This is a genomic window from Propionispira arboris (assembly GCF_900109225.1).
Classification (GTDB): Bacteria; Bacillota; Negativicutes; order Selenomonadales; family Selenomonadaceae; genus Propionispira; species Propionispira arboris.
The window spans coordinates 134,489-148,198 of sequence record NZ_FNZK01000001.1; the positions used below are offsets into that span (position 1 = coordinate 134,489).

The 13,710-nt window shown below is 40.0% G+C and carries 13 protein-coding genes; all 13 read left to right on the plus strand.

What is annotated here, in order from left to right; all coding sequences use genetic code 11:
• The first annotated feature begins 36 nt into the window (after positions 1 to 36).
• The 13 genes from cysT to sucC all read left to right on the plus strand — a co-directional run bounded on the left by cysT (position 37) and on the right by sucC (position 13,704).
• Positions 37 to 861, plus strand: a complete 825-nt coding sequence (gene cysT, locus BMY14_RS00595) for a sulfate ABC transporter permease subunit CysT (protein WP_091828354.1) — start codon at positions 37 to 39, stop codon at positions 859 to 861.
• A 9-nt stretch (positions 862 to 870) separates the two neighbouring features.
• Positions 871 to 1,680 (plus strand): sulfate ABC transporter permease subunit CysW, encoded by an 810-nt coding sequence (gene cysW / locus BMY14_RS00600; RefSeq protein WP_091828355.1) that lies wholly within the window; start codon positions 871 to 873, stop codon positions 1,678 to 1,680.
• 4 nt (positions 1,681 to 1,684) lie between these two features.
• Entirely contained in the window at positions 1,685 to 2,755 is a 1,071-nt protein-coding gene (locus BMY14_RS00605; protein WP_091828356.1) for a sulfate/molybdate ABC transporter ATP-binding protein, read from the plus strand.
• 20 nt (positions 2,756 to 2,775) lie between these two features.
• Positions 2,776 to 4,455 (plus strand): adenylyl-sulfate reductase subunit alpha, encoded by a 1,680-nt coding sequence (locus BMY14_RS00610; protein WP_091828357.1) that lies wholly within the window; start codon positions 2,776 to 2,778, stop codon positions 4,453 to 4,455.
• On the plus strand, positions 4,439 to 4,753 hold the full coding sequence (locus BMY14_RS00615; RefSeq protein ID WP_091828358.1) for a 4Fe-4S dicluster domain-containing protein: 315 nt from the start codon (positions 4,439 to 4,441) through the stop codon (positions 4,751 to 4,753). The genes BMY14_RS00610 and BMY14_RS00615 overlap by 17 nt, the downstream gene beginning before the upstream one ends.
• Before the next feature lie 16 nt (positions 4,754 to 4,769).
• Positions 4,770 to 5,570, plus strand: coding sequence for a sulfate adenylyltransferase subunit CysD (gene cysD, locus BMY14_RS00620; protein ID WP_019551835.1), 801 nt, complete (start codon positions 4,770 to 4,772; stop codon positions 5,568 to 5,570).
• A 69-nt stretch (positions 5,571 to 5,639) separates the two neighbouring features.
• A complete protein-coding gene (locus BMY14_RS00625) occupies positions 5,640 to 7,352 on the plus strand; it encodes a sulfate adenylyltransferase subunit 1 (protein ID WP_091828359.1) in 1,713 nt (570 codons plus the stop codon).
• A gap of 188 nt (positions 7,353 to 7,540) precedes the next feature.
• Positions 7,541 to 8,185, plus strand: coding sequence for an amino acid ABC transporter permease (locus tag BMY14_RS00630; protein WP_245542063.1), 645 nt, complete (start codon positions 7,541 to 7,543; stop codon positions 8,183 to 8,185).
• Entirely contained in the window at positions 8,166 to 8,843 is a 678-nt protein-coding gene (locus BMY14_RS00635) for an amino acid ABC transporter permease (protein ID WP_091828360.1), read from the plus strand. Before BMY14_RS00630 ends, BMY14_RS00635 begins: the two co-directional genes overlap by 20 nt.
• A gap of 72 nt (positions 8,844 to 8,915) precedes the next feature.
• The gene (locus BMY14_RS00640; protein WP_091828361.1) at positions 8,916 to 9,680 is read left to right on the plus strand and encodes an amino acid ABC transporter ATP-binding protein; all 765 of its coding nucleotides are present in this window, start codon (positions 8,916 to 8,918) and stop codon (positions 9,678 to 9,680) included.
• Between the two features lie 75 nt (positions 9,681 to 9,755).
• Positions 9,756 to 10,634, plus strand: coding sequence for a cysteine ABC transporter substrate-binding protein (locus BMY14_RS00645; protein WP_091828362.1), 879 nt, complete (start codon positions 9,756 to 9,758; stop codon positions 10,632 to 10,634).
• A 170-nt stretch (positions 10,635 to 10,804) separates the two neighbouring features.
• Positions 10,805 to 11,887, plus strand: a complete 1,083-nt coding sequence (locus tag BMY14_RS00650; protein ID WP_091828363.1) for an iron-containing alcohol dehydrogenase family protein — start codon at positions 10,805 to 10,807, stop codon at positions 11,885 to 11,887.
• 629 nt (positions 11,888 to 12,516) lie between these two features.
• On the plus strand, positions 12,517 to 13,704 hold the full coding sequence (gene sucC, locus BMY14_RS00655; RefSeq protein ID WP_091828364.1) for an ADP-forming succinate--CoA ligase subunit beta: 1,188 nt from the start codon (positions 12,517 to 12,519) through the stop codon (positions 13,702 to 13,704).
• The last annotated feature ends 6 nt before the right edge of the window (positions 13,705 to 13,710 follow it).

The following is a 13,710-nucleotide window of genomic DNA, read 5'->3' on the forward strand; positions in this document are numbered from 1 at the left end:
ATATAAGCTTATTTTAATTGAAAAGGAGCGCAGCATATGGCAAAAGTTACGCGAGTGATTCCTGGATTTCGCTTTACAATGGGGTTCACGTTATTTTATCTAACCTTGATTGTTTTAATTCCGCTGGCGAGTTTGATTTTAAAAGGCGGGGGCATTGGATTTGGTAAGTTTTTGCAAACAGTACTGGATCCCAGGGTTTTACATTCTTATCTTGTGAGCTTCGGCTGCGCTTTTTTTGCAGCGATTATCAATAGTATTTTTGGCATTATTTTGGCCTGGGTTTTAGTGCGTTATGAATTTTCCTGCAAGAAAATCATCGATGGGTTGATTGATTTGCCTTTTGCTCTGCCAACTGCGGTAGCCGGGATTGCTCTGACCTCTTTGTATTCTGAAAATGGTTGGATTGGAAGATTTTTTTATGCGATTGGTATTGAATCGTCCTTTTCACTTGTGGGAATAACCATTGCTTTGATTTTTATTGGGATTCCTTTTGTAACAAGAAATATTCAACCGATCTTAAAAGATTTGGATACGCAATACGAAGAAGCCTCTATGATGCTCGGTGCGAATCGTTGGACAACGTTTCGTCGGGTCATTTTCCCTGAAATACTACCTTCACTTTTGACGGGGTTTGGTTTAGCTTTTGCACGAGGCGTTGGTGAATATGGCAGTGTTGTTTTTATTGCTGGCAATACACCCATGAAAACTGAAATTGCTCCACTCATGATCATGTCTAAACTGGAACAATATGATTATTACGGTGCAACAGCGATCGCTCTGGTTTTGCTCATTTTATCGTTTCTGATTTTATTCAGTATCAATTTGATTCAGTGGCGGATGAGCCGATTAAAGGGAATATGAGGTGAGAAAATGCAAGAAAATAAATATGTAAAATATACCTTGATTGGTATTAGTGTTGTGTTTTTGACTTTGATGCTGATTATCCCATTGCTCGTGGTAATTGTAGAAGCTTTATCAAAAGGTTTTGCTGTTTATTTTAAAGCGATTTTAGATCCATTTGCTCTAAAGGCGATGAATTTGACACTGATTGCTACCGTAGTTGCTGTTGTCTGCAATACTGTTTTTGGTTTATGTGCGGCATGGCTTCTTACGAAATACAGCTTTAAAGGGAAAAATATTTTGAGCAGCCTGATTGATTTGCCCTTTGCTATTTCACCGGTTATTGCCGGGTTGGTTTTTGTTATGACTTTTGGGAGGATTAGTTATCTAAATGATTTTCTTACGGCAAACAACCTGAAAATTGTTTTTGCGACACCGGGCATTATTTTAGCCACAATTTTTGTCACATTTCCCTTTGTGACACGAGAATTGATTCCGTTGATGCATGCACAGGGGAAAGATGAAGAAGAAGCAGCAACGATGATGGGAGCCAGCGGCTTTACTATCTTTCGAAAAGTCACGCTGCCTAATATCAAGTGGGGGCTGATTTATGGTGTAGTTCTCTGCACGGCACGTGCTATGGGAGAATTTGGTGCAGTATCGGTTGTTTCCGGACACATTCGCGGCAAGACCAATACGCTGCCGCTGCATATTGAGATTCTTTATAATGAATATAATTTCACCGCTGCATTTGCGGTAGCATCCATTCTTGTCATTTTTGCGATACTTATCTTGATTGTCCGCAATATTGTTGAATGGAAGAATGAAAAGGAGGCCTAGCCGCATGTATGTTGAATTGAAGCAGATCAATAAAAAATTTGGTGATTTCAAAGCATCTCAGGATGTGAATTTTTCGATCGAACAGGGGAAACTTGTTGGATTATTGGGACCGAGTGGCAGCGGCAAGACAACTATTTTACGCATGATTGCTGGTCTGGAAAAACCAGATAGTGGGGATATTATGATTGGCGGCAGCCGTGTCAACGATATTGCACCGGGTAAACGTGGTATCGGTTTTGTGTTTCAAAGTTATGCTTTGTTTCGACATATGACGCTTTTTGATAATATAGCTTTTGGTCTTACTTTGCAGAAAAAAAGTAAAAAAGAAATTATCCAAAAAGTAAATGAATTGACCGAACTGATTGGTCTGACCGGCTTTGAAGGGCGGTATCCAAATCAGTTGTCAGGCGGGCAGCGTCAGCGGGTTGCTTTTGCACGGGCTTTAGCTCCAAATCCAAAACTGCTTTTACTTGATGAACCATTTGCCGCGATTGATGCAAAAGTAAGAAAAGAACTGCGCCAGTGGCTTCGTACGACGATAGGTAAGCTGGGGGTCACGAGTATTTTCGTTACGCATGATCAGGAAGAGGCTGTTGAAGTGGCTGATGAAATCATTATAACGAATCGTGGTCAGATTGAGCAAAAAGGTACGCCTCTGCAAATTTACAAAAAACCAGCAACGCCTTTTGTGGCGCAGTTTATTGGCGAATCAACGATCATTGAGGATTATACGAAATTTAAAGGCTTTGAAAGCAATGATGGAGCAAAACCCAAAGAAAAAGGCGTTTTACGTCCGGAGTTTATTGAGATAGCCAAAGATGAAACAGAAATACTTACGCCGCTCGCGGCAGAAAAGGGAATTGTAAGAGCCATTTATTTCCGGGGCAATAATATTCAGGTCGATATTGAAGTCAAAGGTCAGCCGCTAACAGGGTATCGAACCCTCGAACAGGAAGACCTGACGATTGGTATGGAAGTTTTTGTGCTGATTCATCGTGTCTACACCTTTGAAGGAAGTCATACAGAAGTTATTGAAAATCGCATTAAAACAGAGCAGAATTCCGTGTATATTTAACGGGGACAGGAGTAGCTTTTATGGAAATAAAACAACAAGCCACAGATGTTTTGATCATTGGCGGTGGGGCAGCTGGTTGTTATGCGGCATTTACGATAGCCGAACAAAACCCCGCGTTATCGATTCTTCTTGTGGATAAAGCTAACATTAAGCGCAGCGGTTGTTTAGCAGCTGGTGTTAATGCCTTGAATGCCTATATTACCAAAGGGCAGGTACCTGAAGACTACGTTGCTTATGCAAAACGAGATGCCGAAGACATTGTGCGGGAAGATTTGCTTTTATCAATGGCGCAAGGTTTGAACCGGGTTACGCAAAAAGTAGAAAGTTTAGGCCTGGTGATTTTGAAGGATGCAAATGGTGAGTATGTGGCAAGAGGAAATCGTAACCTGAAGATCAACGGTGAAAACATTAAACCTATTTTGGCCAAAGAAGTTGCACGGCATAAAAATATTACCGTTTTAAATCATGTTAATATCATTGATTATATCAATCAATCTGGTGCAGTGATTGGTGCCTATGGCTTATCGGCTGAACATAATCTGTTTTATGTTTTGACGGCGAAGGCTGTGATTTGTGCAACCGGCGGAGCTGCCGGCTTATACAAACCCAATAATCCGGGGTTTTCACGGCACAAGATGTGGTACAGCCCTTTTAACACGGGGGCGGGCTATGCGATGGGGATTCGCGTGGGAGCCGAGATGACAACCTTTGAGATGCGCTTTATTGCTCTTCGTTGTAAGGATACAATTTCACCGACTGGTACGCTTGCCCAAGGTGTTTTGGCAGCACAAATCAATTCTTGCGGTGAAGAGTATCAATATAAATATGGTAATACAACAGCCGAACGGGTTTATGCAACGATTCAAGAAAATCTGGCGGGGCGTGGGCCGTGTTATCTAAAGACAAAGGGTATTAGCTTAGCGCAAGAAGAGGCCCTGAAAAAAGCTTACCTGAATATGTCTCCAGCCCAGACGCTCAAGTGGATTGAATCCGGTACCGGTCCGGGGCAGGATAATGTGGAAATAGAAGCAACAGAACCTTATATTGTAGGTGGTCATACTGCCAGCGGCTACTGGGTTGATGGTAATAGGGCTACAACACTACCGGGCCTTTTTGCGGCGGGGGATGTTGCTGGAGGCTGCCCGCAAAAGTATGTTACCGGAGCGTTTGTAGAAGGCGAAATAGCTGGTAAGGCAGCAGTCGTTTATGCAGCCAAGCAGAAATTGCCAAAATTAAATGAAGGCTTACTTGAGCAAAAGTATCAATATGTACAGGAGTATTTTCACAATGAAATAAGCTTATACTCTACGGGTGAACTGGAAGAAGCAATGCAGAAGGTCATGGATACCTATGCTGGTGGTATAACCAGTCATTATCAATTTAATGAAAAGCAACTGGATTTGGCACAGCAGAAAATTGAAAAAATAGTCAAATTAAGCAAAAAATTAAATGCGGCGGATACGTATGAATTGGTCAGGATTTTTGAACTGAAGGAACGACTGACGGTATGCCAGGTGTTGATTGCTCATCTGAAAGCGCGTCATGAAACCAGATGGCATAGTTTTGCTGAAAATCTTGATTATCCGAACAAAAGTCAAGCTTGGGAAAAATATGTAAACTCGCGTTATCATGCAGGTGAAATCAAAATTATTTTTCGTAAATTAGTCGGTCGAGGTGAACGATATGAGCATCAAAATTGACAAAACAAAATGTATTGGCTGCCAAAAGTGCAAACAGGTTTGTCCGGGGAATTTAATTCGGCTGGATAAACAGGGGAAAGCCGAAATTCATGCCGCCGAGGAGTGCTGGGGTTGTGCTTCTTGTCTGAAAGAGTGTTCACAAAATGCCATTCGTTATTATTTGGGAGCGGATATGGGGGGCAATGGTACCTTACTCTATGTGAAAGATAATGAAACAACTATCGAGTGGGTCATTGATAAAGGCGACGGGACAACGGAAAGTATTATTATTAACAAATCAAATTCAAATTCGTATTAACGGGAGGGCTTAGGCTATGGATCATTTAGATAAGTTAGAAGCGGAAAGTATTTATATTTTGCGGGAAGCATATAAAAAACTTGGTAAATTAGGCATGTTATGGTCAATTGGTAAAGATTCTACAGTCCTTTTATGGTTAGCAAAAAAAGCATTTTATGGTCACTGTCCATTTCCGTTTATTCATGTTGATACAAAACATAAAATTCCAGCCATGATTGCTTATCGGGATCGTGTAGCGAAAGAGCTTAATCTGGATTTAATTGTCCATACGAACCAAGCAGCAATCGATGCCGGAATGGGTCCGGATAAAGGCCGGCTGGCTTGCTGCAAAGCACTCAAAACAGAAGGGTTGCAGCAGGTCGTGCAGGTATATGGTTTTGAAGGATTGATCGTTGGGGTGAGACGTGATGAAGAAGGCTCACGTTCCAAAGAGCGGGTATTTAGTGAACGCAGCAAAGATTATTCGTGGGATTATGCCAATCAACCGCCGGAACTTTGGGATCAGTTTAAAACCGATTTCCCAAAAGGCAATCATATTCGGGTTCATCCACTTTTAGCTTGGAGTGAAGTGGATATTTGGGAATACATTCGCCGGGAAAATATACCGATCATCGATCTGTATTTTGCCAAAAATGGTAAACGCTATCGGAGTTTGGGCTGTGAAATGTGTACCGGCCAAATCGATTCAGAGGCGGATACACTCGATAAAATTATTGAAGAATTAAAAACGACCAAAACAAGTGAACGGGCTGGCCGCAAACAGGATCAGGAAGATTCTTATGCCATGCAGAAACTTAGGAAAGATGGTTATATGTAAGCGCAAATAAGAGCACGGTTTTAGATTGATTTTGCAAAATATATGGGGAACTATTAGGAGGTTTAAGTTATGGCGCAAGAGAAAGATGGATTGAAAATTGTTGTAGTTGGTCATGTGGATCACGGGAAGTCAACGGTGATCGGCAGACTTTTATATGATACGAATTCGCTGCCGGAAGGTGCAGTAGATAAAGTCAAACGCATTGCCAAAGAAACAGGAAAACCGTTTGAGTATGCTTATTTGCTCGATGCATTTGAAGAAGAACAGAAACAAGGCATTACCATTGATACGACCCAGATACAGTTTTTCACGAAACAAAGAGAATATGTCATTATCGATGCCCCCGGGCATAAAGAATTCCTGAAAAATATGATTTCCGGTGCAGCCAATGCCGAAGCGGCACTTTTGGTAATTGATGCCAAACAAGGGGTGCAAGAACAGTCCAAGCGCCATGGTTATATGCTGTCGCTGCTCGGAATCAAAAAAGTATATGTAGTAATCAATAAAATGGACTTAGTGGATTATTCCGAAAGCGTTTTTCATTCCGTTGTGGCTGAAATGAAAGAATTTTTGTCAGGGCTCGGCGTTTATCCGCTCAAATATATTCCGGTTTCTGGTTTTTTTGGTGAAAATATTTCGCAGCAGTCGGATAAAATGCCGTGGTTTAAAGGTGAACCAATCCTGGCAGCGATTGACTTACTGGAACCAGCCGCTGGGATCGGCAATAAGCCGTTGCGTTTTCCCATACAAGATGTTTACAAATTTGATGACCGTCGTATTATTGCCGGACGTATTGAAGCTGGTACGTTGACGGTAGGCGATGAGATCATCATCTGTCCGGGCGGCAAAAAAACAACCGTTCAATCCATTGAACATTGGAGTGAACGTGATAAAAAACAAACTGTTTCGGCCGGAGAGTCGACCGGTATTACGGTGAAAGATGAATTTTTTAATAAGCGTGGTGAAATTATTACACGTGTCGGCTCCGAACCCATTATTTCTAACCGATTCCGTGCTTCGATCTTTTGGATGGGAAAAACCGATTTAGTATTACATAAAAAATATAAACTGAAATTGGCGACACAAGAAGTCGAATGCGAAGCGGAACAGATTGTTCGAGTGATTGATGCAACTCAGCTCCACGCGACGGAAGTCGTTGATAAAATTGTTTTGAATGATGTGGCGGAAGTCATTTTTAAGACAAAAGAGCCGATTGCTTTTGATGTATTTCAGCAAAACCATGTGACTGGACGATTTGTTGTTGTGGATGGATATGATGTTGCTGGCGGCGGGATTGTTATTGCCGGTGAAAAAATAGCAATTGCTGAAAAAATGCCAACATTTTTCGGCAATGAACTGACGGCTCATGGCGACATTTTTGATGAATTTTATTATGATGTTGACTCTTTGGAAGTCACAAAAATAGCGGGTCATAGCAATGTATATACAATTGGTGATCCAATCAAAACGCATGGTGAAAGTTTTGATTACCCAGAGCATTTTGATATTTTAGTATTTCGTGATCAAGTCGCAATCAAGATTCGCAGCGGCAAAGTTGCGGCATTGATTCCATTTAGCGAATACGAATATGAAGCGTATCCACTCGTTAATGGGCGGGGCTTTGGGATCAAAGCGAATTCAACTTTGGATGTGCAAGATATCTTCAAAGATTATGCAGGGATTGATTACAATAATCCACAAGTAAATGCAAAATTCTCCAATAAATGGTTTTTCTTTAATAAATATCGTAAACTTACCTTTTATTTTGATTATATTATTTAACGCAGGGGCACGGCAGACCAATTGTGGACTGCCGTGCTTTTTGTTTACAGTAAAACATATAATATATATATGAAAACTATTGACAAGGAAAATGAAAGAGATTATAATACAAACAGATAAAAAATAAAACATATATTACAAATATGCTTTAAATATTATAAAGGACTGATTTAATGGATTTCAATTTTATGTCAGCTAGTATTCCCTTATATATCAAAGCGGCAAAAATGACATTGGATTTGGCAGTGTGGGGTATTTTATCGTCTTTAATTATAGGCTTTATTTGTGCTTTGATTGGCTATTATAAGATTAAAATACTTGATAAAATCGTGCGGATTTATATTGAATTATCAAGAAATACACCTCTTTTAATCCAGTTGTTTTTCTTGTATTATGGTTTGGCGAAGCTGGGGATTAAACTGGAAGCCTATACTTGTGCAATATTAGGACTGGCTTTTCTCGGTGGCAGCTACATGTCAGAAGCATTTCGAGCTGGACTGGAAGCTGTGAGCAAAATCCAGATTGAGTCAGGACTCAGTATTGGGCTTACTCGCTGGCAATTGACACGGTATATTATTTTACCGCAGGCTTTCGCCGTGGCTGTACCTGCTCTTGGTGCGAATGCTATTTTTTTATTAAAAGAAACATCCGTTGTGTCAGCGATTGCCCTGGCGGATTTGATGTTTGTCGCCAAAGATTTGATCGGTATGTATTATAAAACTACGGAAGCATTGGTGCTTTTGGTCTTGGCGTATTTGATTCTTTTATTGCCGATATCAATTTTTCTGACGTATATAGAAAGGAGAGTGCGTCATGCAGGCGTGGGGAATTAGCGTTCTTTTTGAAGGTCAAAATCTATTTAGGCTTGTCGACGGACTTAGCGTGAGTATTCGGATTGCAGCTGTATCGATTGCTTTTTCAGCTGTTTTTGGAATTTTGCTGGGGGTCTTGATGACGTCACGCTATCGGCTGATTCGTTATATTTGTCGGTTTTATCTGGAAGCAATTCGTATCATACCTACACTTGTCTGGCTGTTCTTGTTTTATTTCAGTCTTACGAAAATATTGCATTTTCATTTAAGTGCTGAGTTTGCTTCGGATATTGTTTTTTCGTTATGGGGTACGGCCGAAATGGGTGATCTGGTGCGGGGAGCAATTACTTCCATGCCAAAACACCAAATGGATAGTGGTTTTGCGATTGGGCTTACCAAATTGCAAGTCTATAGATACATTGTGATTCCGCAGGCATTACGTCGCCTCATCCCCTCGGCAATCAATCTTGCCACGCGGATGATTAAGACGACATCACTCGTTGTTCTGATTGGTGTTGTTGAAGTATTAAAAGTTGGTCAGCAGATTATCGAAGTATCGATTTTAAAAACCCCGACGGCATCTTTTTGGGTTTATGGTTGTATCTTTTTTCTCTATTTTATTATCTGTTATCCGGTATCCTTGTTTTCAAAAAAACTAGAGACGAAATGGCAGCAATAAAAAAATGAGAGAACGACACAGCATTATAGTATGGATAGAAAAATAAGAGAAGCTTAGGGAGTGTGTGTTGTTATGGCAAAACAGTCCAATGAAAAAGTATTGGAAGTTAGACATTTAAATAAAAAATATGGTGAGACTGTGGTTTTGCCGGACTTTAATTTTGAGGTTCAGCGGGGCGAAGTTGTGGTGCTGCTTGGACCATCTGGCTGCGGGAAGTCAACCTTTTTGCGCTGTCTGAATGGTCTTGAAGAAATTCAGGCAGGAGAAATCAAGCTAAATGGACAGATCATCAATGCCGATGCTACAAAATGGCATGTCGTTCGCCAAAAAATAGGAATGGTTTTTCAAAGCTATGATTTATTTCCGCATATGACGATTTTGGAGAACATCTTATTAGGACCTATTAAAGCACAGGGCAGAGACCGTTTAGAGGTTTTGCAGCAGGCAGAAAAATTACTGGAACGCGTGGGTTTGCTTGATAAGAAAGAAGCATATCCATCACAACTTTCTGGTGGTCAAAAACAAAGAATTGCGATTATCCGGGCATTATGTATGAATCCGGAAATTATGTTATTTGATGAAGTTACTGCCTCATTAGATCCTGAAATGGTCCGCGAAGTTTTGGATGTTATGCTGGAGTTGGCACAAGCTGGCATGACGATGGTCATTGTAACACATGAAATGGGTTTTGCTAAAGCGGCAGCCGATCGTGTCATTTTTATTGATCAGGGGCAAATTATTGAAGAAGCGACACCAGAATTGTTTTTTACGAGCCCTAAAAGTGAACGGGCCAAAAAGTTTTTGAATATTTTTAAATTTAATGAACAAGTATCGTAAAGCATTAATTTTGTTAATTTAGGCGCAAGCCGTTATAAATTAAAATAGATTTATAAATAGAAAAGGGGAATTTAGATGAATAAGGCAGGGAAAATACTGGCACTTTTATTTACTTTGGTTTTTGCAATAGGGCTTTTAGCTGGATGCGGCAATGAAACAAAAGAAGCAGCTTCTTCTGATACGAAAGCCGCGGATCAAAAATCTACGTTGCAGCAGATCAAAGATCGTGGTAAAATCCGTATTGCAGTATTTAGCGACAAACCACCATTTGGTTTTGTGGATGCCAATGGGAAAAATCAAGGCTATGACGTATATTTTGCGCATCGCATTGCCAAAGACTTACTCGGAGATGAAAATGCCGTTGAGTTCGTTTTGACAGAAGCGGCTGCTCGGGCTGAAGTTCTCGATGCGGACAAGGTTGATATTACATTGGCGAACTTTACGGTGACACCAGAACGTAAAGAAAAAGTCGATTTCGCCAATCCGTATATGAAAGTTGCCTTGGGGATTGTTTCGCCAGATGGTCAGCCGATTACGAGTGTGGATCAGCTTAAGGGCAAAAAAGTAATCGTAAACAAAGGTACAACAGCAGAAACATATTTTACGAAAAACTATCCTGATATTGAACTTTTGAAATATGACCAAAATACAGAAGCATTCCAAGCATTGAAAGATGGGCGTGGTGCGGCACTGGCACATGATAATACTTTAGTTTTTGCCTGGGCTAGAGAAAATGCTGGATTTACAGTTGGTGTAACGAAACTTGGTGATTTGGATTCCATTGCGCCAGCCGTTAAAAAAGGTAATACAGAATTACTCAATTGGCTTAATGATGAAATAACAAAACTCGGTGCTGAACAATTTTTCCATAAAGATTTTGAAGCGACGTTAAAACCAGCTTATGGTGATACCGTTAAACCGGATGATGTTGTTGTGGAAGCTGGAAAACTATAAAATTTAAAAACTACAGTAAGATAGCTGAGTTATCACTATCTTATTGTAGTTTTGTTTTTGGCAAGCGATATGTTTTATGCTATACTGAATTTATGATACTTCATTCTTCATAAGAATTTTTGGAGTATTCGCTTTATAGGGAAATATGCGCAATAAAGGAGCTAAAATACATGAACGATAGCAAATACACTGTAGTTTTTCCGGGATACACGATTGGTAAAGATGCCTATGAGGTCGTAAAACAAGTCTGCCCACGTTATGGAAAAAAAGTTGTCGTAATTGGTGGGAAAAAGGCCATTGCTAAGGCTGAAGATAAATTGATTGAAGCCGTTGAAGGGGTTGGCTTGGAATTTACCGGATTTTTACTATATGGCGGCGAGGCCTCTTATGAAAATGTACATAAATTAAGTAGGGATCAGGCAGTTGAAGAAGCCGATATGATTTTTGCCGTTGGTGGTGGCAAGGCCATTGATACAGCTAAAGTACTGGCTCATACTTTGAATATACCATTTTTTACATTCCCAACAGTTGCCAGCAATTGTGCAGCCTTCACTAGTTTGGCGGTAATGTACTACCCTGATGGCAGGCACAAAGAAATTTCATTTTCCAATATACCACCCGTTCATGTATTTATGTGTACACGGATTGCCGTGGAGGCACCGAAATCATTCCTGTGGGCAGGCATGGGGGACACGATTGCAAAATATTATGAAGCAAACATTTCTGCTCGTGGGGATAGTCTAAAACATTCGGATGGACTTGGTGTAGCAATTAGTACGATGTGTGCTGCACCAATTCTACAATATGGCGCACAGGCTTTGCTTGATAATGAAAACAAACTGACAAGTGCCTCGTTTGAAGAGGTAATGCTGGCTATCGTTGTCAGTACGGGCATGGTTTCCAATTTTGTTCAGCAAGATTTCAATGGCCATATTGCCCATGCTTTATTTTGTGAACTCACGACTTTGCCGCAGATTGAGGCAAAGCATCTGCACGGTGAAGTTGTGATGTATGGCGTGTTGGTGTTACTGATGTGTGATCAGCAGTTAGATGATTTGAAAAGAGTATATGAATTTTGCAAAAGCGTTGGTTTACCAACGAAATTAGCTGATATTGACATAAAACTAGAAGAATTGGTTCCGATTCTTGAATCTACTGCTAAAAGTGCGGAACTTATTCATTCGCCATATCCAGTTAGTAAAAAAATGCTGCAGGATGCAGTGCAGGCCCTGGAAGATTATAATAAAAAATAGCAGCATCTTTTTTATGGACGAATACAAGGACAACCAACTTTTTTCGAATGAAAGAAAGTCTGGTTGTTTTTTTATAGAATGATCGTAAAATTTGCATTAATAGGCTCGGAAGGCTGTCGAAGAAAGAGGATAAGTCTTCTGTTTAGCGAAGTATAAACAGAGGTATGATGTGGTGCTTTGACGACGAAACATTTCAAATTCGACCAAATTAATAATAAATAGAATATATGACATCATAATTTAAAATAAAATGGAATTTTTGTATAATATTTCTATTATGCCTAGTTTATTGAAGGTTTTACAGAGGAAAATTTTTTCTGCGAAAAAAAAAGAATTTATAATAAATTGTGTAAATTTTACTATTGTTAATAAGTAGTGGACGAATTGTTGCGATTCATATACAATTGAACTGTTGAACTGATACGAATTAATAATAAATAATATAAGAGATTCTAAAAGCTAGGTGAATACAGTTTTTTGTTTATGAAAAATCATTGTTGTTAACACGACATAGGGATGTTCTGGAACGTGCTGGACTCAGAATTTTTGAGTGTATATTCGTTCGTGGAATACAATGGAAAATCCCGGTGTCTTGTCTATATTACGAAGTAAATAGGGGAGGCAAAAACATGAACATTCATGAGTATCAAGGCAAGAGCATATTGAAATCGTATGGCGTTGTAGTACCGAACGGAAAGGCAGCTTTTTCAGTGGAAGAGGCAGTGGCTGCAGCAAAAGAATTGGGCACAAAAGTATGTGTCGTAAAAGCACAGATACATGCTGGCGGCCGTGGTAAAGCCGGCGGCGTTAAAGTAGCAAAATCCATTGAAGAAGTCAAAGCATATGCTACAGAAATTTTAGGCAAAACCCTCGTTACACATCAGACTGGTCCAGCTGGTAAAGTTGTAAATCGGCTCCTGATCGAAGAGGGTTGTGATATCAAAAAAGAATATTATCTCAGCTTTGTAATTGATCGCAATACGGCTCGTGTAGTTATGATGGGTTCTGAAGAAGGCGGCATGGATATCGAAGCAGTTGCTGATACAATGCCGGAAAAAATTATTAAAGAATATATAGATCCGCTTGTTGGTCTTGCGTCATTCCAAGCAAAACGCATGGCTTTTAAAATGAATTTTGCCCCAACAGTTATTGGTCAGGTTGAAAAACTCATGGGGGCTTTGTATAGAGCTTTTATGGCAAAAGATTGTTCTTTGGCTGAAATTAATCCGTTGGTTGTAACGAATGATGATAAAGTTATTGCACTTGATGCGAAACTGAATTTTGATGATAGTGCACTCTACCGTCATCCGGATGTTGCTGAACTTCGTGATGAATCGGAAGAAGACCCTAAAGAACATGATGCTGCTAAAGAAGGTTTCAGTTATGTAACCTTAGATGGTAATGTTGCTTGTATGGTAAATGGTGCAGGTTTAGCAATGGCTACGGTCGACATCATTAAACATTATGGTGGTGAACCAGCAAATTTCCTTGATGTTGGTGGTGATTCCAGCGTTGAAAAAATAGCGAAAGCATTTAAAATTATGCTTTCTGATGATCAGGTAAAAGGTATATTTGTCAATATCTTTGGCGGAATCAATAAGTGTGATGTAATTGCAGGTGGTGTCGTAGAAGCGGCAAAACTTGTTGGTTTGACTGTGCCGGTTGTTGTAAGACTTGAAGGAACAAATGTTAAAGAAGGCAGAGAAATCTTGCGCAAAGCAGATGTTCCAGAAGTAATTCTTGCAGAGTCTATGGAAAAAGGTGCACAGAAGATTATCGAATTAGTTGCAAAACAAAACGCGAAATTGATCGGCTGAGGGGGA